We start from the raw sequence: 19,734 nt of genomic DNA on the forward strand, positions 1-19,734 counted from the left end.
TTTCAGCGATGCAGAACGTACTGCCCATTGAATTTCACCGCAGGCTCGTCACTACCCTCGTTGCTCACCATCGTCTCCAGCGTCAGCCGCGCTCGCCCCCGGCGCTGATACAGCGTCAGGAACCGTTCCCAGGTCCTTTCGTCTGGCGCCGGGCAACGCGCCACCGCAGTGCCGGTGACCGGCAGCGGATAACTGATCTGCCCCTCCTGAATGACGATATGCCCGTCATCGATCCCCAGCTCGCGCAAGCGCAAGTGCAGCCAGCCCCAACCCACCAGCACCGCGCCGCAGTACAGGCTGCCGCCGAACATGGTGCTCTTGTGGTTGACGTTGGGCGCCAGCGGCAAGCGCAGGCGCAGGCAGTGATCCTGCCAGTCGAGCACCTGCATGCCCATATCGCGGGTCAGCGGGATGTCGCCGTGCAGCACGGATTGCAGGTACTGGCTGTCGCTACTCATTGACGGTTGTCCTCCTGGTCGTCGTGCCCGCCGCTTGCGCCTTCGAAGCTCAGGCCATGCTTGCGCAGCTTGTCGTGCAAGGTCTTGCGCGGAATGCCGAGGGCTTCGGCAAGGCTGCGCATCGAGTTGTGGGGTTGTGTCAGCTCGGCGGCGATCAGTGCTCGTTCAAACTGCTCGACCTGCTCGCTGAGGTTGCCGCTGGGCGCGGGCAGATGAGTGTCGTGGGGCTCGGCCGGTGCCTGGCCATCGAGGGCCAGCTCCAGGCCCAGGGCAAAGCGTTCGGCGGCGTTCTGCAGTTCGCGCACGTTGCCTGGCCAGTCGTGACGCAGCAACAGCGCGCGTTGCGCCGGTTGCAGGCTGTGCGCTGGCAGGCCATGACGCTCGCTGGCGGCATCGGCGAAGTGCTGGAACAGCACCAGGATGTCGTCGCCACGCTCGCGCAATGCCGGAATGCGCAGCGGCGCGACGTTCAGGCGGTAGTACAGGTCGGCGCGGAAGCGCCCCTGGTCGGCGGCCTGGCGCAGGTCTTCCTTGGTGGCGGCGATGATGCGGATATCCAGTGGGATCAACTGGTTGCCACCGAGGCGCTCGACCACCCGCTCCTGCAACAGGCGGAGCAGCTTGACCTGCACGTCGAGGCTCATGCTCTCGATTTCATCGAGGAACAGCGTGCCGCCATTGGCGAACTCGAACTTGCCAATGCGGCGCTTCTGCGCGCCGGTGAAGGCGCCTGGCTCATGGCCGAACAGCTCGCTCTCGACCACCGATTCGGCCAGGGCGCCGGCATTGATCGCGACGAACGGGCCATCGCGGCGGCTCGACAGGTCGTGCAGGGCACGGGCGACCACCTCCTTGCCGGCACCGGTCTCACCGAGGATCAACACGTCGGCGCGGGTCGCGGCCAAGGCACCGATCTGCTCGCGCAGGCGTTGCATGCCTGGCGACTGGCCGACCAGGCGCGTGGCCAACTGCTGGCGGTCGCTCAGGGCCAGGCGCAGGCTGCGGTTGTCCAGCACCAGGCGGCGCAGGGCCAGGGCCCGGCGCACACTGTCGAGCAGGGCATCGCTGGCAAACGGCTTTTCGAGAAAATCATAGGCTCCGGCGCGCATCGCCTGCACCGCCAACGGCACATCGCCGTGGCCGGTGATCAGCAGCACCGGCAGCTCGCTGTCGCGGGCGTGCAGTTGCTCCAGCAGTTGCAGGCCATCGATACCCGGCATGCGGATATCGCTGACCACCACCCCTGGCCAGTCCGCCTCGATCCGCCCGGCCAGGCCCTGGGCGTCAGCCAGGGCCATCACCTTGAGCCCGGCCAGGTCCAGGGTCTGGCTCAGGGCCTGGCGCAGGTGCGGGTCGTCATCCACCAGGATCACCTGGGCGCGGCTGTCGATCAGTGTCTCGGTCATGCCGAGGAGTCCTCCGAGGATTGCAGGTTGGCGCCGGGCTTGGCCACGCGCAGGCGCAGGGTCAGCAGGGCGCCGCCTTCCGGGTGGTTGCCCAGTAGCAGCTCGCCGCCCAGCGCGTGCATCAGGCTCTCGCAGATGGCCAGCCCCAGGCCCAGGCCCTGGGTGCGGGTCTTGGTGGTGAAGAACGGCTCCTTGGCGTGTTCCAGGGCCTGGCGGCTGAAGCCTGGGCCATTGTCGCGGATGTACAGGTAGACGCAGTCATCGCGGCGTTCGGCACTTAGCCACAGCTTGCGTGGGTTGGCTTTTTCGGTGAGGGCGTCGAGGGCGTTGGCCAGCAGGTTGCCGAGCACCTGGCGCAGGCGTGTCTCGCCGGCCTGCACCCACAGCGTGGCTTCCGGCAGGTCGCGTACCAACTCCACGGCCATGGCCCGGCGGCGCTTGGCCAGCAGCGCCAGGGCGTCGTCCAGGGCTGGCTGCAGGGCCACGCTTTCCGGGGCATGCTGATCGCGACGGGCGAAGGCGCGCAGGTGGGTGATGATCGAGGCCATGCGCCCGGTCAGCTCGCCGATCAGCTTGAGGTTGCCGCGCACGTCGTCGGTGCGCTGGTGGTCGAGCAGGATCTCGGCGTTCTCGGCGTAGCTGCGGATCGCCGCCAGCGGCTGGTTGAGCTCGTGGCTGATGCTCGCCGACATGGTGCCCAGCACCGACAGCTTGCCGGCCTGGACCAGTTCGTCCTGGGCACGCACCAGCTCTTGCTGGGCGCTCTCGCGCTCGAGCACGGCGCTCTTGAGCCGGGTGTTGAGGCCTTCGAGGTCGGCAGTGCGTTCGATCACGCGCTTCTCCAGCTCTTGGCGGGCGCGGGCCTCGAAGTCGATGCGATCGATGTAGTGGCGTCGACGCTGCATCACCAGGCCGGCCAGCAGCATGGTCACCAGCAACGCGCCAGCGCCAATGGCCATGACGGTCTGCACCGAGCGGTCCACCAGTTGCCGTGGGGCGAGGATGCTGACCTTCCAACCGGTTTCCTGGATATCGCGGGTCTGGATCTGCCAGGCGTCGTGGTTCAGGCTCAACGGTTGCGGCGCCTGCGTCGGGTAGGGCTGGATGGCGATGATTGCCTGGCGCTCGGCAGCGGTCAGCTCTCGGGTGGCGCGGAACCGCCAGTCCGGGCGCGAGGTGAGCACCACCACGCCATTCTGGTCGGTCAGCAGCAGTTGCTCCGGGGTGCGGCCCCAGAGGGTTTCGGTATGGTCGAGGTCGACCTTGACCACCAGCACGCCGATCACGCGCTCGCGGTCATGCACGGCGGCGGCGAAGAAATAGCCGCGCTTGGCCGAGGTGGTGCCTTGGCCGAAGAAACGCCCCAGGCGGCCTTCCATGGCTTCGATGAAGTACGGGCGGAACGAGAAGTTGCGGCCGACGAAGCTGTCCTGCTTGTCCCAGTTGGAGGCGGCCAGGGTGTTGCCGCTGACATCCATCAGGTACATCACCTCGGCACCGGTCTGGTGGGCGATGTCCTTGAGCAGGCGGTTGGCGTTGGTCACCGATTCCAGGCGCAACGGGTCGGCCAGCACGCCACGCAGGGCCGGCAGGTCGCCGAGGATCTGCGGCAGGGTCTCGTAGCGGTGCAGGGTGCCCAGCAGGTTGGCCACGTACAGGTCGAGGGTCTGGCGGTTCTGCGAGGCCAGTTCGTCCTGGTAGTAACGTTCCGCCAGGTGGTGCAGCGGCCACAGCAGCGGCGCCAGGCACAGCGCCAGCAAGGCCAGGCTGCGCCAGCGCGGGCGGCGGGGAGGCGTGGGTCGTGGAATCATCGCGGTCATTGCGCCAGAAAAGTCTGGCGCAATTATGCGCTACTTCAGGCAGTCGATCAGTGCTTCGTGCCAGTGCGGCTGGGTTACCTGCCATTCCCGGGCCAGGCGCGAGCAGTCCAGGCGCGAGTTGAGCGGCCGGCGGGCCGGCGTCGGGTACTCGCTGGAGGGAATCGGCAACAATTCGGCGCAGGGCAGGCCACGGGCCTCGAGCTGCTCGGCGATGGCCTGGGCGAAGCCGAACCATGAGGTTTCGCCTTGGGCGGTCAGGTGGTAAGTGCCCCAGGCGCCGGCCTGGCCCTGTTGCCAGCGTTCGATCAGCGCGCGGGTGCTGGCGGCAATGGTGGCGGCACAGGTGGGAGCGCCGACTTGATCGTTTACGACCTTCAATTGCGCCCGCTCCTGCAGTAGTTTCTGCATGGTCAGCAGGAAGTTGCGCCCATGCAGGGAATAAACCCAACTGGTCCGCAGGATCAAATGCTCGCCGCCGACGGCCGCTATGGCCTGCTCGCCCGCCCATTTGCTGCTGCCGTACACGCCCAGCGGATGGGGCGTGTCGTCTTCGCTATAGGGCGCGGTCTTGCTGCCATCGAACACATAGTCGGTGGAATAGTGGATCAACGGCACGCCAAGACGTGCCGCTTCTTCGGCAAGCACGCGCGGGGCTTCGGCGTTGATGGCGAAGGCCAGGGCTGCTTCGCTTTCGGCCTGGTCGACCGCCGTGTGGGCGGCGGCATTGATGATCAGGTCGGGTTGCAGCTGGCGCAGCGGCTCGCGCATCTGCTCAGGCCGGGACTGGTCAAGCTGCTCGCGACCAAGCGCCACGACTTCGACCAAGCCATCAAGGGCGTCGTGCAAAGCTTGGGCAACCTGGCCGTTACGCCCGCAGACGAGGATCTTCACGCGAATTTTTCCGCCTCACGGAACGACAAGGCTTTCTGGTCCTTATCCGAGAGCTGCGGTTGCAATCCGCCCAGTTGCCAGTCGATGTTCAGGTCCGGATCATCCCAGCGGATGCTGCGCTCGGCGGCGGGGTTGTAGTAATCGGTGGTCTTGTAGAGAAACTCGGCGGTGTCGCTCAGGACCACGAAGCCGTGAGCGAAGCCGGCCGGAATCCACATCTGGCGGTGGTTTTGCGCGGACAGGCGTTCAGCCACCCATCGACCGTAGGTCGGTGAGCTTTCACGGATATCCACCGCCACATCCAGCACTTCGCCCTGGACCACGCGCACCAGCTTGCCCTGTGCGTTCTGCACCTGGTAGTGCAGGCCGCGCAGCACGCCTTTCAGGGAGCGGGAGTGGTTGTCCTGAACGAACGTTGCCTCGATCCCGGCCTGTTCGGCGAAGGCGCGGGCGTTGAAGCTTTCGTAGAAAAAGCCACGGCTGTCACCAAAGACCTTGGGCTCGATGAGCAAAACATCGGTGATGGCCGTCTTGATGATGTTCATTGTGCTTCGTCAGCCAACTTGCTCAAGTACTGACCGTAGCCGGTTTTCTTCAGCTCCTCGGCCTTGGCCAGTAGACGCTCGCGGCAGATCCAGCCCTTCTGGAAGGCGATTTCTTCCAGGCAGGCGACTTTCAAGCCCTGTCGGTGCTCGATGGTCTGCACGTACTGGGACGCTTCGAGCAAGCTGTCGTGGGTCCCGGTGTCGAGCCAGGCGAAGCCGCGCCCGAAGCGCTCGACGCGTAGGTCGCCACGTTTGAGGTAGGCGTTGTTGACGTCGGTGATCTCCAGTTCGCCACGTGGGGAGGGCTTGATGCCCTTGGCGATCTCGACCACATCGTTGTCGTAGAAATACAGGCCAGTCACGGCGTAGCTGGACTTGGGCCTGGCCGGTTTTTCCTCGATCGACAGCGCGCGCCCGTCGGCATCGAACTCGACCACGCCAAAGCGATCCGGGTCCTTGACCCAGTAGCCAAACACCGTGGCGCCAGTGGGTTGCTTGACCGCACGCTGCAATTGCTCGCTGAAGCCCTGGCCGTGGAAGATGTTGTCGCCGAGGATCAGGCAGACCGGGTCGTTGCCGATGAAGGCCTCGCCGATCAGGAAGGCCTGGGCCAGGCCATCGGGCGATGGCTGTTCGGCGTAGCTGATGTTGATGCCGAACTGGCTGCCGTCGCCGAACAGCTGGCGGTACTGCGGCAGGTCGTGGGGGGTGGAGATCAGCAGGATATCGCGGATGCCGGCGAGCATCAGCACCGAGATCGGGTAGTAGATCATCGGTTTGTCGTAGATCGGCAGCAGCTGCTTGGAGACCCCGAGGGTGATCGGGTGCAGGCGGGTGCCGGAGCCGCCGGCAAGGATGATGCCTTTGGTCATGCGATCGAATCCTTCTGGCTGTTTTGGCCGAGCCGCTCACGTTGATAGCTGCCGTCCTGCACATGGCGGCACCATTGGAGGTTGTCCAGGTACCACTGCACGGTCTTGCGCAGGCCGGTGTCGAAGGTTTCCTCTGGTACCCAGCCCAGTTCGCGCTCGATCTTGCTGGCATCGATCGCGTAACGCTGGTCGTGGCCTGGGCGATCCTTGACGAAGGTGATCAGGTCGGCGTAGCGGGCGACCCCGGCCGGGTGCTGCGGGGCCAGCTCTTCGAGCAGGGCGCAGATACCACGGACCACGTCGATGTTCTTCTGCTCGTTGTGGCCACCGATGTTGTAGGTTTCGCCAACCTCGCCCTCGGTCACCACCTTGAACAGGGCGCGGGCGTGGTCTTCGACGAACAGCCAGTCGCGTACCTGCAGGCCATCGCCGTAGACCGGCAGCGGCTTGCCTTCGAGGGCATTGAGGATCACCAGGGGGATGAGCTTTTCCGGGAAGTGGAAAGGCCCGTAGTTGTTCGAGCAGTTGGTCAGCAGGACCGGCAGGCCGTAGGTGCGGTGCCAGGCGCGGACCAGATGGTCCGAGGCTGCCTTGCTCGCCGAATACGGGGAACTGGGGGCGTACGGGGTGGTCTCGGTGAACAGGTCGTCGACACCGTGCAGGTCGCCGTACACCTCGTCGGTGGAAATATGGTGGAAGCGGAAGGCCTTGCGCGCGTCTTCGTCCAGCGTGCTCCAGTAGCCGCGCACGGCTTCCAGCAGGCTGTAGGTGCCGACGATGTTGGTCTGGATGAAGTCCGACGGACCATCGATGGAGCGGTCCACATGCGACTCCGCCGCCAGGTGCATGATGGCGTGCGGCTTGAAGCGGGCAAGTATGGCGCTTACCGCAGCCTGGTCGATGATATCGGCCTGGACGAACTCGTAGCGGGGATGGTCGGCAATGCTGGAGAGCGATTCCAGGTTGCCCGCATAGGTCAGCTTGTCGAGGTTGAGTACTTCATGCTCGGTGTTGCTGACCAGGTGACGTACCAGTGCCGAGCCGATGAAACCGGCCCCCCCGGTGATGAGAATACGCATCTCGGATTCCCTTTCCTTACAAATGTGACGGTGGCTGGCGGGCCCACAGCTTGTCGACTGACTGGATTGCGGGCAAGCAGAATGCGCTGGGTTGCGCATCTCGCGCGACGAACTGCAATTGTACGCTGGCCGCTTGCCAATTTCCCTGGCTGATGGCGATATACGGGGAAAAAACGAGGTTTCCCACATGTCCCTGTCGACCCTGATCCAGCGCTCCAGCCTTCCGGCCCCTCTGCTCGGCGAGGCCCAGGCCCATGCCTTGCTGCGGGCGCACTACGATCTGGCGGGAACCCTGCAGGCGCTGGGCAGCCAGCAGGACCTGAACCTGCGGCTCGACAGCGGCACGGCGCGCTATGTGCTCAAAGCCTGCCATGGCAGCTACGCCCAGGTGGAGCTGGAGGCCCAGCATGCGGCGCTAGGCTACCTGCGCAGCCAGGGGCTGCCAGTCCCGGCGGTGCGCCTGGCCAGTGATGGCGCCGAGCTGCTGGCGCTGGACGTCGATGGCCAGGCGCTGCGGGTGCGGCTGCTCGAATACATCGACGGCGAGCCACTGACACGCCTGAAACACCTGCCGGTGCAGGTAATCGCCGAGCTGGGCGCGCTGTGCGCCAGGGTCGACCAGGCGCTCGCCGGCTTCGACCACCCGGGCCTGGAGCGCACGCTGCAATGGGACCCGCGCCATGCCGAGGCGTTGATCAAGCACCTGCTGCCGGCCTTGGCGGATACGCAACGACACGCCCAGGTCGAACAGGTCGCTCGGGCCGCCAGCGCCTGCTTGCAACCACTGGCGGCGCAGCTGCCGATCCAGGCCGTGCACCTGGACATTACCGATGACAACGTGGTCTGGCACCGTGATGAGCAGCGCCACTGGCAGGTGCAAGGGGTGATCGACTTCGGCGATTTGCTGCGTACCTGGCGCGTGGCCGACCTGTCGGTGACCTGCGCCGCCCTGCTGCACCATGCCGAGGGTGATCCGCTGCGCATCCTGCCGGCGATCACCGCCTACCAGGCGATCAACCCCCTGCAGGACGTCGAGTTGCGGGCCTTGTGGCCATTGGTACTCAACCGTGCGGCAGTGCTGGTGCTCAGCAGCGAACAGCAACTGGCCATCGACCCTGGCAACCAGTACATCCGCGACAACATCGCCCATGAGTGGGAAATCTTCGATACCGCCTGCTCGGTACCGGCCGCCTTGATGCAGGCGGCCATACTCCAGGCGGCGGGCCGGGCCACCGATAGCGTGGAGTTTGGCGAATGCGCCCCGTTGCTGCCGGAGTTGGCCGGGCAAGCGGTGACCCAGGTCGACCTGGGTGTGCTCAGCCCCCATTGCGAGGCCGGCAACTGGACGCAACCGGGCTTTGACCAGCGTCTGCTCGCGGCCCAACCTGCGCCGGCCAGCAGCTTGCATGGCCAGTATCGTCTGTCGCAAACCCATATCGACCGCCCCGAAGAGCCGGCTACCTGTGCCTTGGGCGTCGAGCTCAACCTGCCGCCTGGCGCGACCTTGCAGGCACCCGCGGCCGGGACCTGGCTGCAGACCGGAGAGGGCCGGGGCTGCCTGCGCACGGCGCGCTGGAACTTGTGGCTCAATGGCCTGGAAGATGCGCCGGGCGATGGCCAGGTGCTGGACCAAGGCCAGGCGCTGGGCGCGACCTGCGGCTTCCTCAGCGTGCAGCTGTGCCTGCACGCCGATCTGCAGCCACCGTTCTTCGCCACGCCGTCGCGGTCCGCCGCCTGGCTGGCGTTGTGCCCATCGCCCCGGGCGCTGCTGGGTTTTGACTGCGACGCCGCGCCGCTGGCCGACCCCCAGGCCCTGCTGGCCCGCCGCGATGCCAGCTTCGCTCGTTCGCAGAAGCACTACTACGCGCAGCCGCCGCATATCGAGCGCGGCTGGCGCAACTACCTGATCGACATGCAGGGCCGTTCATACCTGGACATGCTCAACAACGTCGCGGTGCTGGGCCATGGGCACCCGCGCATGGTCGCCGAATCGGCGCGCCAGTGGTCGCTGCTCAACACCAACTCGCGCTTCCACTACGCGGCCATCGCCGAGTTTTCCGAGCGCTTGCTGGAAGTGGCGCCGCCGGGCTTCGACCGGGTGTTCCTGGTCAACAGCGGCACCGAGGCCAACGACCTGGCGATACGCCTGGCCTGGGCCTACAGCGGTGGGCGCGACCTGCTCAGCGTGCTGGAGGCCTACCATGGCTGGTCGGTGGCCACCGATGCGATTTCCACCTCCATCGCCGACAACCCCCAGGCCCTGGAAACCCGACCAGACTGGGTGCATCCGGTGCAAGCGCCGAATACCTTCCGTGGCCGCTTCCGTGGTGCCGACAGCGCCGCGGACTACCTGCGCGACGTCGAGGCCAAGCTCGCCGATCTCGATGCCCGTGGGCGCCAGCTGGCCGGGCTGATCTGCGAGCCGGTATACGGCAATGCCGGGGGGATTTCGCTGCCGCCGGGCTACCTGCGCGAGGCCTATGCCCAGGTGCGCCAGCGGGGCGGGGTGTGCATCGCCGATGAGGTGCAGGTTGGCTACGGGCGGCTGGGCGAGTACTTCTGGGGCTTCGAGGAGCAGGGCGTGGTGCCGGACATCATCACCATGGCCAAGGGCATGGGCAATGGCCAGCCATTGGGTGCGGTGATCACCCGCCGGGAGATCGCCGAGGCATTGGAGGCCGAGGGCTACTTCTTCTCCTCCGCCGGTGGCAGCCCGGTGAGTTGCCGCATCGGTATCGCGGTGCTCGATGTGATGCGCGACGAGGGCTTGTGGGACAACGCGCGGGAGGTGGGGCGGTATTTCAAGGCGCGTCTGCAGGCACTGGTCGATAAATATCCACTGGCCGGCGCGGCCCACGGTTCAGGCTTCTACCTGGGACTGGAGCTGGTGCGCGATCGCCAGACGCTGGAGCCGGCGACCGAGGAAACCATGATCCTGTGCGACCGCCTGCGCGACCTGGGGATCTTCATGCAGCCGACCGGCGATTACCTGAACATTCTCAAGATCAAACCGCCGATGTGCACCACCCGGGCGAGCGTGGACTACTTCGTCGACAGTGTGGAGCGGATCCTCGGCGAAGGGCTCTAATCCCTGTCTCCAAAGCCGCTATGATCGATTGTTATCGATCATAGCGGCTTTTTTATGGCGAAATATTTTATGTAAAGCTATTTAAAGTCGATATTTATCGGTTGTAATATCGAGCCCATGACCTGCCGCCTATACTGGCGGCCTGCACCTTTTCCGCTCACCGACCTGGCGCCGCTGGCTCCGGGCTTCGCAGAGGTTACCGATGAAGACGCTCAACTCGACCCCCCGCGCCGACGGCTTCCACATGCCCGCCGAATGGGCCCCGCAGACCCAGGTATGGATGGTCTGGCCCGAGCGCCCGGACAACTGGCGCCTGGGTGGCAAGCCGGCGCAGGCTGCCCATGTCACCCTGGCCAAGGCCATTGCCCGCTTCGAGCCGGTGACCGTGGCGGTCTCCGCCGGGCAGTACGAGAATGCTCGCCGTCAGCTCGACCTGCCCAACATCCGCGTGGTCGAGATCAGCAACGACGACGCCTGGGTGCGTGACACCGGCCCGACCTTCGTGATCAACGACCAGGGCGAGGTGCGGGGCGTGGACTGGGGCTTCAACGCCTGGGGCGGCTTCGACGGTGGCCTTTACGCGCCGTGGAACCGCGATGAAGAACTGGCGGCCAAGGTCATGGAGATGGAGCGCGTGCAGCGCTACCACACCGAAGGCTTCGTGCTCGAGGGCGGCTCGATCCATGTCGACGGCGAAGGCACCCTGATCACCACCGAGGAATGCCTGCTCAATCGCAACCGCAACCCGCACCTGAACCGCGAGCAGATCGAGGACATCCTGCGCGAGCACCTGGCGGTGGAGACCATCGTCTGGCTGCCCGATGGCCTGTACAACGACGAGACCGACGGCCACGTCGACAACTTCTGCTGTTACGTAAGCCCCGGCGAAGTGTTACTGGCCTGGACCGATGATCCCCAGGACCCCAACTATGCGCGCTGCCACGCCGCCTATGAGGTGCTGAAAAACAGCCGCGACGCCAAGGGCCGTGAGTTCGTGGTGCACAAGATGCCGATTCCGGGGCCGCTGTACGCCACCCAAGCCGAGTGCGACGGTGTCGACCAGGTGGTCGGTAGCCAGGAGCGCGACCCTTCGGTGCGCCTGGCCGGTTCCTACGTGAACTTCCTGATCGTCAATGGCGGCATCATCGCCCCGAGCTTCGACGACCCGGCCGATGCCCAGGCCAGAGCGATCCTGGCCAAGGTCTTCCCGGACCACGAAGTGGTGATGATCCCGGGCCGTGAACTGCTGCTCGGCGGTGGCAATATCCACTGCCTCACCCAGCAGCAGCCGGCGCCGTTCAAGCGCTGATTCACCTGGTAGCCAAAAGCCCGTCCGATGACGGGCTTTTTTGTGGGCGACGACCGTCGGCAAGGGGAAATGGCATAGCTCTTGTATTGGCTTTGCGGTGTTTCAGGGAGAAGAGAGGCACACCTTTCTGTCACAAACCTTACGTAAGTTAGCCGCTCACGGCCCCAGGGAGTGCGTGTTGAAATGAATGCAGCAAGTGAGTCGGCTTTGCGCCCACTGGCAGTGAATCACCAGTCGCTCAAGATGTTGGCGCAGTGGTTGAAACACCATGGAAGCAACCGGGTCAGGACGACCGACCCACGACGCCTGCTGGACGGGCGATACCCACAGGGCCTGATCAGCGATGCCGAGCTCGAGGCTCTGCTGGCTGTGTGGCACTGACCGGGAAGGATCCCGTTGCAATGAACAACGCCACCGCGCAAGCGGTGGCGTTTTCGTTTGTGGTTCATCAAATGACCGATGGCCACTTTAGGAAATCGCCCGGCCCTTTCGCGGCACAAGGCCGCCCCTACAGGTTTTCAGCCGATCAGAAGGTGTAGCTGCCCGTGACCACCAGGCTGCGCGGGTCGCCAAACTGAATCTGCGAACCACTGGTGGCCGAGCTGTAGTAGGTCTTGTCGGTGATGTTGCTCAGCGCCGCGCGCACGTCCCAGTCGTGGGTGCGGTAGCCCGCTAGGGCATCCCAGCGGCCATAACCAGGCAGCACGATGGTGTTGGCGTTGTCGGCGTAGCGATCGCCGACCAGGGTCAGGCCGGTCTCGGCGTACCAGCCCAGCTCTGGCTTCCAGGTCACGAACAGGCTGGCGTTGCGCTTGGCCACGTCGTTGATGCGCTTGCCCTCGTTGCCGTTGTCGTCCTTGACGATGGTGGCATCCTGCAAGCCGAGGCCGCCGCGCACGTACCAGTTGCCGACCACGTTGCCGGTGGCGGTCAGTTCGATACCGCGCGAGCGCTGCAGCCCGGTCAGCAGGTAGGTACCCTTGTTGAGCGGGTCTTCCTGGCGGCGGTTGTACAGTTCAATTTCGTAGACCGCGAGCGTGGTGCTCAGGCGCTCGTCGAACCACTCGCTTTTCACGCCGATCTCTTTTTGCCGAGTCAGCTCTGGATCGGTCTGGTTGGCGTTGCCTTTGGTGCCCGGCGACAGGCCGATCAGCCCGCCGCCAATCGGCGCGAACGACTTGCTCCAGGAGGCATAGAACGAATGGTCCTTCCATGGTGTGTAGACCACGCCCAGGCGCGGGCTGGTGCTGGTGCTGTCCTGCTTTTCCTGGACGCCTGAGACCTTGCTGGTGGTGTCCACCTCGAAGCGATCGAAACGCACGCCCGCCAGCACTTGCCATTCATCGTTCAGGCGAATCTGGTCCTGCAGGTACAGGCCGGTGCTGTCGACGTTGGTCACGTTGTTGCTGAACAGCTTCATCGCGCCATTGTGCTGATTGCGCGCGGTGGAGCCGCCAATCGGCGCCGAGGTCACGCCGACGCCCTGGTCGAGGCGCGAATGGCGGCGTTGCTCGCCCACTTCCAGGCCCACCAGCAGGGTGTGCTCCAGGCCGTAGGTCTGCACATGGCCTTCGAGTTCGACGGTGTTGTACAGGTTGCGGGTGCTCAGGTCCTGCTGCCAGCGTTGGCGCGCGACCAGGCCGGTCGAGGGGGTGTAGCCGGTCAGGTAGGTATTGTCGAAATCGCTCTCCAGCTTGAACAGGCTGAAGGTATGACGCAGTTGCCACTGGTCGTTGAGGTCGTAGTTCAACCGCGAGCGCAGCGATTGCGCGCGGTCGTCGATGTAGTCGCGCTGGGTATCGCCATAGGTGGTCTTGCGGCTGACGTCGGCGGGGCGTCCGGTCAGTGGGTTGCCCGGGATACCGCGGTCCGGGGTGCGGTTGTAGCGGCTGTACTCGTATTGCACCAGCCAGTTCAGGTCGGGGTTCAACTGCCAGCTCATGGACGGCGCGAACAACTGGCGGTGATTGCCATCGATGCCGTCGCGGAAGCTGTTCTTGTCCTCGTTGCCCAGGTTCAGGCGCAGGCTCAGGGTGTCGCTGGGGTCGGCGCTGAGGTCGGCGTACAGGCTGCGCAGGTCCTGGCTGCCGCCCTGGGCCTCGACGGTCGAGCGGCGGCCGTGTTCCGGGGCCTTGCTCACCCGGTTGATGATGCCACCCTGGCTGCCACGGCCATACAGCACCGCCCCCGGGCCCTTGAGTACTTCGACCCGCTCGATGTTGTGCAGGTCGCGGGTGTACTGGCTGTCGTCGCGCACGCCGTCCAGGTAGAAGTCGTTGCTGGCGTCGAAACCGCGGATGCGCAGGCTGTCGAAGCGGGTGTCGGCGCTGCTGCTGACGTTGGGGATGCCTTCGAGTGCCTTGCCCAGGTTGCTGCTGCCGTAGTCCAGCACGCTGCGGGTCTTCACCGAGTCGATGGCCTGGGGCACGTAGCGGGCCGGGGTCGAGGTGCGGGTGGCCGTGGTCACTTCGCGCACGCGCGGGTTGTCCTCCTCGCGAGTGCTGTCGGCGGTGATCGCGGTTTCCGACAGGGTGGTGGTGGCGCTGGCCAGGCCTGCGCTGCACAGCAGCGACAGGCCCAGGGTCAGGGGCGAAAGGCGGCAGGGGGCGAGCATTACGGGCGTCCGGATTAGCTAGTGAGAAATTGGGCGCGAATGGTAATGCTTGCTATTTACTATTGCTTGGCTATTTGTAAAGGCTTGTCTTTACAAATGTATCAATTTGTAACATCCAATTGGATTGTTTTTACGTGATCGCCTATTCGCCGGGCAGGCCGGCTCCTACTGCGTGATGCAGGCCTTTTTGCAGGAGCCGACCTTGCCAGCGAAGGGGCCAACCGCGCGCGATTTATATGACAGTTGTACGTTTGTCGCCGGCTTTCCATAAAAGAGACAAATTTGCGCTGACCCACGGCAGATATGCATGGAAATGCACCAGCGCCGACCTAATTTTTGGTTATATCAACCTGCAATTCACGATTTTTTGACATGTATAAGCAGGCAAGGCTAGGATTCGGCGTCTACGCCTGCTGGCCATGACTTGGCCATGCGGCTGCAAGGCTCGTTGCAGAGCTGTTGACGGGCTTTTCGGCTTGGATCCGCATAGCGTCGAACCTACGAAGGGGCGTTGGTTCCTGGCGTTCTAATGCAGAGCGTTTTTGAATACTCAATAAGGAAAATAACATGTTGAAAACCAGGATCAGCCTGGTCGCCCTGGCGATGATCGCCGCGACCCAGGCACAGGCCAATGACCAGGCCGAAAGCAAGGGCTTCATCGAGGACAGCCACGCCAACGTCCTGCTGCGCAACGCCTTTATCAACCGCGACAAGAAGCACCACGTCAACGACCAGTCGCAATGGGGCCAGGCCTTCATCGGCAACTTCTCCTCCGGTTTCACCCAAGGCACCGTCGGTGTGGGCGTCGACGCGTTCGCGCTGTACGCCGTGCGCCTGGATGGTGGCAAGGGCCGCAACGGTGGTGGCGGCATCGACTTCTTCAAGCGCGAAAACACGCTCAATGCGCGTGAGCGCAGCGACGCGGCCAACGACCTGTCCCGCGCTGGCGCGGCGATCAAGTTCCGCGTTTCCAACACCGTGCTCAAGTACGGTGACCAGATGCCGGCCCTGCCAGTGCTGCAGTACGACGATTCGCGCCTGCTGCCAGAAAGCTACAGCGGCACCCTGATCACTTCCAAGGAGATCAAGGGCCTGGAGCTGAACGCCGGTCGCTTCACCAGCGAAGTGCAGAAGAGCGCCCAAGGCCACGACAGCGGTCGCTTGAAGTCGATCAACGTCCTGGGCGGCAGCTACAAGTTCACTGACAACTTCACCGCGTCGCTGTACACCGCCGACAACGAAGACGTGATGAAGAAGCACTACCTGGGCATGAACTACGTCTACCCGATCGCGGCTGACCAGTCCCTGACCCTGGACTTCAACGGCTACAAGTCCAAGCTGGACAAGAAGTTCATCACCAAGTGGGACATGCCGGAAGGCGATCGCGACAACACCATCTGGAGCCTGGCGGCGACCTACGCCTTCGGCCCGCACTCGGTGACCATCGCCCACCAGCGCAGCACCGGCGACACCGGCTACAACTACGGTGGCTACCAGCGTAACGGCGGCTTCGGTGACGGTGGTTCGACCATCTACCTGGCCAACTCCTACTGGTCCGACTTCAACGCCGAGGACGAGCGCTCCTGGCAGATCGGCTACGGCCTGGACTTCGGCGCCTTCGGCGTACCTGGCCTGACCTACAAGATCGCCTACGTGCGTGGTGACAACATCAACACCCACGGCTTCGGCGAAGGCAAGGAGCGCGAGATCTTCAACCAGCTGCGCTACGTCGTCCAGGAAGGCCCGGCCAAGGACCTGTCGGTCAAGCTGCGTGGCTCGTTCCTGCGCACCAACAATGCTGTCCAGCAGAACGGCTACAACGACGACGGCAACGAAGTCCGCGTATTCGTCGAGTACCCGATCAGCATCTTCTGATCCTGATCCCGCGTCAGCCACAGCCCCGGCCTATGCCGGGGCTGTTTCTTTCCGGCGTGGGGCCGCCGCTGCTGGCGTCACGTCCACCTCGCCGGTCTCTGGCGCAAAGCTGTCACTGCGCGCCATCCGCCACATCCGCGCGTAGAACTCGCTGGTGATCGCGCCGCTGAGCAGTTCGCCGGGTTTGAGGAAGGTGTGCAACTGCGAGAACAGGCTGATTTCGCTGGAGCTGATGCGTCGCACCAGGTGCTTGGGCTTGAGCTCCGCGGGGTGGTCAAGGCCGGCGGCGGCGAGTATTTCGGCCAGGGCATGCAAGGTGTTGCGGTGGAAGCTGGCGACCCGCTCGGCCTTCTCCGGCACCACCAGCGCGCGTTGGCGCAATGGATCCTGGGTGGCCACGCCGGTCGGGCATTTGTTGGTGTGGCAGCTTTGCGACTGGATGCAGCCGATGGCGAACATGAAGCCGCGCGCCGAGTTCACCCAGTCGGCGCCGATGGCCAGCACGCAGGCGATGTCGAAGGCGCTGACCAGCTTGCCCGCCGCGCCAATCCGTATGCGCTCGCGCAGGTTCAGCCCGACCAGGGTGTTGTGCACGAACATCAAGCCCTCGCGCAATGGCACGCCGATGTTGTCGGAGAACTCCCGGGGCGCGGCGCCGGTGCCGCCTTCCTTGCCGTCGACGACGATGAAGTCCGGGGTGATGCCGGTGGCCAGCATGGCCTTGGCGATGCCCATGAACTCCCACGGATGACCCAGGCAGAACTTGAAGCCCACTGGCTTGCCGCCAGACAGCTCGCGCAGCCGGGCGATGAATTGCAGCAGCTCCACCGGCGTGCGGAAGGCGCTGTGCGCCGCCGGCGAGATGCAGTCCTCGCCTTCGCGCACGCCGCGGGTCGCGGCAATCTCGGCACTGACCTTGTGCCCGGGGAGGATGCCGCCATGGCCCGGCTTGGCTCCCTGGCTGAGCTTGACCTCGATCATCTTCACCTGGGCATCGCGGGCCTGGGCGGCGAAGCGTTCAGGGTCGAAGCGACCGTCCTCGGTGCGGCAGCCGAAGTAGCCGCTGCCGATTTCCCAAATCAGGTCGCCGCCGTGCTCACGGTGATAGGGGCTGATACTGCCTTCGCCGGTGTCATGGGCGAAGCGGCCCAGGCGCGCGCCCTTGTTCAGCGCGGCGATGGCGTTGGCACTGAGGGCGCCGAAGCTCATCGCCGAGATGTTGAAGATCGACGCCGAATACGGCTGGGTGCACTGTGGCCCGCCGATGCGGATGCGCAACGACCCAGGGTCGGGCATCTGCACTGGCAGCATCGAGTGGCTGATGAATTCGAAGCCGGGCTTGTAGGCGTCGTTGAGCGTGCCGAAGGCCTTCTCGGCGCTTTCGTTCTTGGCCCGGGCGTAGACCAGCGAGCGCTGGGCGCGGGAGAACGGCAGCTTGTCGTCGTCGCCCTCGATCAGGTACTGGCGGATCTCCGGGCGGATGGTCTCGATCAGGTAGCGGATATTGCCCAGGATCGGGTAGTTGCGGCGCACGGCGTGGTGGGTCTGGCGCAGGTCGTTGAGGCCGACCAGGCTAAGCAGGGCGCAGGCCAGTGTGAATGGCCAGAGCCAGCTGTGCTGAGAGAGAAAGGGCAGGCTGACGAGGGTGAACAGCAGGCACAGGGCCAGGCAGGCGTAACGGCTGGGAAGCGAGTCTTTCATGGGGCCATCGCAAGCAGGTTGACCGGCCTAGGATAGGCAAAGCCACGTGATGGAAAACCTGGGCAATCGGTAAAAGACTATTACTCGCGGTGCAGCGAGCGTGCCCGGCCCACCGCGCCCTGCCGGGTCGACAGGGCACGCGGGGCGCTATTGCTTGAACACCTGCTTCACCCGCCCGTCGATCTCGCCCTTGTCGCCCTGCCCCGAGGCCTTGGCCTGCGGACCGCCGCCCAGGTTCAGGTCGAGCTTGCCATCGGTGTTGATGATGCCGTCGGCCGTCGCATGGATGTTGAACTGGGTGCAGCTGATATTGATGGTGCCGTCGGACTTCAGCTCGATCACGCTGTCGCCACAGACCAGGCGGATCTGGTCGCCGGCATCCATCACGTAGTTGCCGTGCACACTGTCGCGCTTGTCGCCACCGACCAGCAGGATGTCGCGCTGGCGCACCGAACGCAGGCGGTCCTGGCCGATGGTCACGGTCTCGATCATGCCCACGGTCTTGACCCGGCTGATGCCCACGGAGAGTGTCTGGTTCTGCTCCACCACGCTGTCCATGTTGCGCTCGGCATGCACGTACAGCTGTTCGGCGCCCTTCTTGTCCTCCATGCGGATTTCATTGAAGTTGGCCGGGCTGCCGCCCTTGCTCGAGCGGCTCTTCATGCCGCTTTGCGTGGCGCTGCCGGGCAGGTCGTAGGGCACGGTCTGTTCGGCGTTGTACACACGCCCGGTGATGATCGGCCGGTCGGGGTCGCCTTCGAGGAAGCTGACGATCACTTCCTGGCCAATACGCGGCACCTGGATCGAACCCCAGTTCTTGCCCGCCGTGGCTTGCGATACGCGGATCCAGCACGAGCTGTTCTCGTTGGACTGGTCGTGGCGGTCCCAGTGGAAGTGCACCTTGACCCGGCCGTACTGGTCGGTCCAGATCTCCTCGCCGGAAGGGCCGACCACCACGGCAGTCTGCGGGCCCTTGACGATCGGCCGCAGGGTGCTGCCCACCGGGCGGTAGCTTTGCTGGGCATCGATGCAGCTGAGGTTGCTCTCGAACTGCGCCGCGCCGCCGCCGCCGCCGCTCTCCAGGCGCTCCTGGTGCACGTAGTAGCGGGCCGCGACGATCAGGTACTCGCGGTTCTGGTCCTGGCGGCTGAAGTTGCTCAGGCTGAACAGGTGGCCACTGCCCAGGCCGCGCGCGTTGCCGCGCAGCTCGACCCGTTCGTGCAGGCTCTGCAACGACTCCAGACGGGTGCGCGCGTAGTGCTCGCCGTCCTGGGTCTGCTCGTAGGCACCCGGATAGTCGTACAGCGGGTAGTCGCCGGACTGGTGCGGGCGCGGCATTGCCGAGCGCACGTCGATGCGCGCGCTGGGGCGCTGGAAGTCGTAGTCGTTGAGTTCCAGCGAGCCTGGCTGGACTTCCTGGGCCAGGTGCCAGTCGTTGATATGGTCGCGCTCGCGGTGCTGGCCGTCCGGTGGGTAGTAGGGCACGGTCTCGTAGCCGGGCACCTTCTGGTGCGCGCCATAGGCGTCGGCGAGCACCAGCACGTGGCGTTCCTGTTCATGGCGGAAGAAGTAGTAGATGCCTTCTTCCTCCATCAGCCGGCTGACGAAGTCGAAGCTGGTCTCGCGGTACTGCACGCAGTATTCGCGCTCGCGGTAGTTGCGGCTCAGGGCGTCCTCGAAATCCGAGAAGCCCAGGTCACGGAACACCTGCTTGATGATCTGCGGCGCGCTCAGGTGCTGGAAGATCCGGCAGTCGCTGGTGCGGGTCAGCAGCCACAGCCACGGGCGCAGGGTGACCCGGTAGGCGGCGAACTGGCCCTGGTCCACCGACTGGCTGCAGCGCGCGACGATGCCATGGAAGTGCCGTGAACTGCCGACGCTCTGCTGCACGCTCAGGCTCATCGGCTTGCCCAGCAACTGGTTGAGGTCGATGGCCGGATCGTCGCTGGTCAGCTGCAGCTCGAAGTCGAACAGGCGGCCTAGCTCTTCGCTGCCGCCCATCTCGGCAAGGATCAGCTTGTCCGGCCCCAGGGGGCTGTTGATCTGCGCCAGGCGCGTGAACTGCTTGAACAGCAT

General features: G+C 64.8%; 15 protein-coding genes. 5 read left to right on the plus strand and 10 right to left on the minus strand.

What is annotated here, in order from left to right; all coding sequences use genetic code 11:
- Positions 1-2: 2 nt before the first annotated feature.
- From HU772_RS01205 to rfbB, 7 genes are read right to left on the minus strand one after another with little or no spacing between them, the layout of a single operon-like run.
- Positions 3-458: a thioesterase domain-containing protein gene (locus HU772_RS01205; protein WP_186654023.1), complete on the minus strand. Its 456-nt coding sequence runs from the start codon at positions 456-458 to the stop codon at positions 3-5.
- Complete coding sequence (locus tag HU772_RS01210; protein WP_186654021.1) at positions 455-1,864, minus strand: sigma-54-dependent transcriptional regulator; 1,410 nt, start codon at positions 1,862-1,864, stop codon at positions 455-457. Before HU772_RS01210 ends, HU772_RS01205 begins: the two co-directional genes overlap by 4 nt.
- Positions 1,861-3,675, minus strand: a complete 1,815-nt coding sequence (locus tag HU772_RS01215) for a sensor histidine kinase (protein ID WP_186654019.1) — start codon at positions 3,673-3,675, stop codon at positions 1,861-1,863. Before HU772_RS01215 ends, HU772_RS01210 begins: the two co-directional genes overlap by 4 nt.
- Positions 3,676-3,714: 39 nt before the next feature.
- Positions 3,715-4,575: a dTDP-4-dehydrorhamnose reductase gene (gene rfbD / locus HU772_RS01220; protein WP_186654017.1), complete on the minus strand. Its 861-nt coding sequence runs from the start codon at positions 4,573-4,575 to the stop codon at positions 3,715-3,717.
- Entirely contained in the window at positions 4,572-5,120 is a 549-nt protein-coding gene (gene rfbC / locus HU772_RS01225) for a dTDP-4-dehydrorhamnose 3,5-epimerase (RefSeq protein ID WP_186654015.1), read from the minus strand. Before rfbC ends, rfbD begins: the two co-directional genes overlap by 4 nt.
- Positions 5,117-5,992, minus strand: a complete 876-nt coding sequence (rfbA, locus tag HU772_RS01230; protein WP_186654013.1) for a glucose-1-phosphate thymidylyltransferase RfbA — start codon at positions 5,990-5,992, stop codon at positions 5,117-5,119. Before rfbA ends, rfbC begins: the two co-directional genes overlap by 4 nt.
- On the minus strand, positions 5,989-7,071 hold the full coding sequence (gene rfbB / locus HU772_RS01235) for a dTDP-glucose 4,6-dehydratase (protein WP_186654011.1): 1,083 nt from the start codon (positions 7,069-7,071) through the stop codon (positions 5,989-5,991). The genes rfbA and rfbB overlap by 4 nt, the downstream gene beginning before the upstream one ends.
- A 187-nt stretch (positions 7,072-7,258) precedes the next feature.
- Here rfbB and HU772_RS01240 point away from each other — a divergent pair, with 187 nt between their 5' ends.
- From HU772_RS01240 to HU772_RS01255, 4 genes are all read left to right on the plus strand, one after another.
- Complete coding sequence (locus tag HU772_RS01240; protein ID WP_186654009.1) at positions 7,259-10,159, plus strand: aminotransferase; 2,901 nt, start codon at positions 7,259-7,261, stop codon at positions 10,157-10,159.
- A gap of 202 nt (positions 10,160-10,361) precedes the next feature.
- A complete protein-coding gene (aguA, locus tag HU772_RS01245) occupies positions 10,362-11,468 on the plus strand; it encodes an agmatine deiminase (protein WP_186654006.1) in 1,107 nt (368 codons plus the stop codon).
- A 183-nt stretch (positions 11,469-11,651) separates the two neighbouring features.
- Positions 11,652-11,849 (plus strand): hypothetical protein, encoded by a 198-nt coding sequence (locus HU772_RS01250; RefSeq protein WP_186654003.1) that lies wholly within the window; start codon positions 11,652-11,654, stop codon positions 11,847-11,849.
- 20 nt (positions 11,850-11,869) lie between these two features.
- A complete protein-coding gene (locus tag HU772_RS01255) occupies positions 11,870-12,007 on the plus strand; it encodes a hypothetical protein (protein ID WP_186654001.1) in 138 nt (45 codons plus the stop codon).
- On the opposite strand, the gene HU772_RS01260 is transcribed toward HU772_RS01255, so the two are convergent.
- Positions 11,995-14,082 carry a TonB-dependent receptor gene (locus HU772_RS01260; RefSeq protein ID WP_186653998.1) on the minus strand — a complete coding sequence of 696 codons (2,088 nt, stop codon included), beginning with the start codon at positions 14,080-14,082 and terminating at the stop codon, positions 11,995-11,997. The two genes, HU772_RS01255 and HU772_RS01260, sit on opposite strands and share 13 nt — an antisense overlap.
- Before the next feature lie 567 nt (positions 14,083-14,649).
- Here HU772_RS01260 and HU772_RS01265 point away from each other — a divergent pair.
- On the plus strand, positions 14,650-15,957 hold the full coding sequence (locus tag HU772_RS01265; RefSeq protein WP_186653995.1) for an OprD family porin: 1,308 nt from the start codon (positions 14,650-14,652) through the stop codon (positions 15,955-15,957).
- Between the two features lie 30 nt (positions 15,958-15,987).
- On the opposite strand, the gene HU772_RS01270 is transcribed toward HU772_RS01265, so the two are convergent.
- Positions 15,988-17,658: an FMN-binding glutamate synthase family protein gene (locus HU772_RS01270; protein ID WP_186653993.1), complete on the minus strand. Its 1,671-nt coding sequence runs from the start codon at positions 17,656-17,658 to the stop codon at positions 15,988-15,990.
- A 147-nt stretch (positions 17,659-17,805) separates the two neighbouring features.
- Complete coding sequence (locus HU772_RS01275) at positions 17,806-19,734, minus strand: type VI secretion system Vgr family protein (RefSeq protein WP_186653990.1); 1,929 nt, start codon at positions 19,732-19,734, stop codon at positions 17,806-17,808.

The organism is Pseudomonas xantholysinigenes (genome assembly GCF_014268885.2).
GTDB lineage: Bacteria > Pseudomonadota > Gammaproteobacteria > Pseudomonadales > Pseudomonadaceae > Aquipseudomonas > Aquipseudomonas xantholysinigenes.

Excerpts from the sequence above, each read along its gene's own strand:
- HU772_RS01250 (WP_186654003.1), top strand. The coding sequence starts at position 11,652 with ATGAATGCAGCAAGTGAGTCGGCTTTGCGCCCACTGGCAGTGAATCAC.
- HU772_RS01275 (WP_186653990.1), bottom strand. The coding sequence starts at position 19,734 with ATGCTGTTCAAGCAGTTCACGCGCCTGGCGCAGATCAACAGCCCCCTG.
- HU772_RS01240 (WP_186654009.1), top strand. The coding sequence starts at position 7,259 with ATGTCCCTGTCGACCCTGATCCAGCGCTCCAGCCTTCCGGCCCCTCTG.
- HU772_RS01270 (WP_186653993.1), bottom strand. The coding sequence starts at position 17,658 with ATGAAAGACTCGCTTCCCAGCCGTTACGCCTGCCTGGCCCTGTGCCTG.
- HU772_RS01260 (WP_186653998.1), bottom strand. The coding sequence starts at position 14,082 with ATGCTCGCCCCCTGCCGCCTTTCGCCCCTGACCCTGGGCCTGTCGCTG.
- HU772_RS01205 (WP_186654023.1), bottom strand. The coding sequence starts at position 458 with ATGAGTAGCGACAGCCAGTACCTGCAATCCGTGCTGCACGGCGACATC.
- HU772_RS01255 (WP_186654001.1), top strand. The coding sequence starts at position 11,870 with ATGAACAACGCCACCGCGCAAGCGGTGGCGTTTTCGTTTGTGGTTCAT.
- aguA (WP_186654006.1), top strand. The coding sequence starts at position 10,362 with ATGAAGACGCTCAACTCGACCCCCCGCGCCGACGGCTTCCACATGCCC.
- HU772_RS01265 (WP_186653995.1), top strand. The coding sequence starts at position 14,650 with ATGTTGAAAACCAGGATCAGCCTGGTCGCCCTGGCGATGATCGCCGCG.
- rfbA (WP_186654013.1), bottom strand. The coding sequence starts at position 5,992 with ATGACCAAAGGCATCATCCTTGCCGGCGGCTCCGGCACCCGCCTGCAC.
- HU772_RS01210 (WP_186654021.1), bottom strand. The coding sequence starts at position 1,864 with ATGACCGAGACACTGATCGACAGCCGCGCCCAGGTGATCCTGGTGGAT.
- rfbC (WP_186654015.1), bottom strand. The coding sequence starts at position 5,120 with ATGAACATCATCAAGACGGCCATCACCGATGTTTTGCTCATCGAGCCC.
- rfbB (WP_186654011.1), bottom strand. The coding sequence starts at position 7,071 with ATGCGTATTCTCATCACCGGGGGGGCCGGTTTCATCGGCTCGGCACTG.
- HU772_RS01215 (WP_186654019.1), bottom strand. The coding sequence starts at position 3,675 with ATGATTCCACGACCCACGCCTCCCCGCCGCCCGCGCTGGCGCAGCCTG.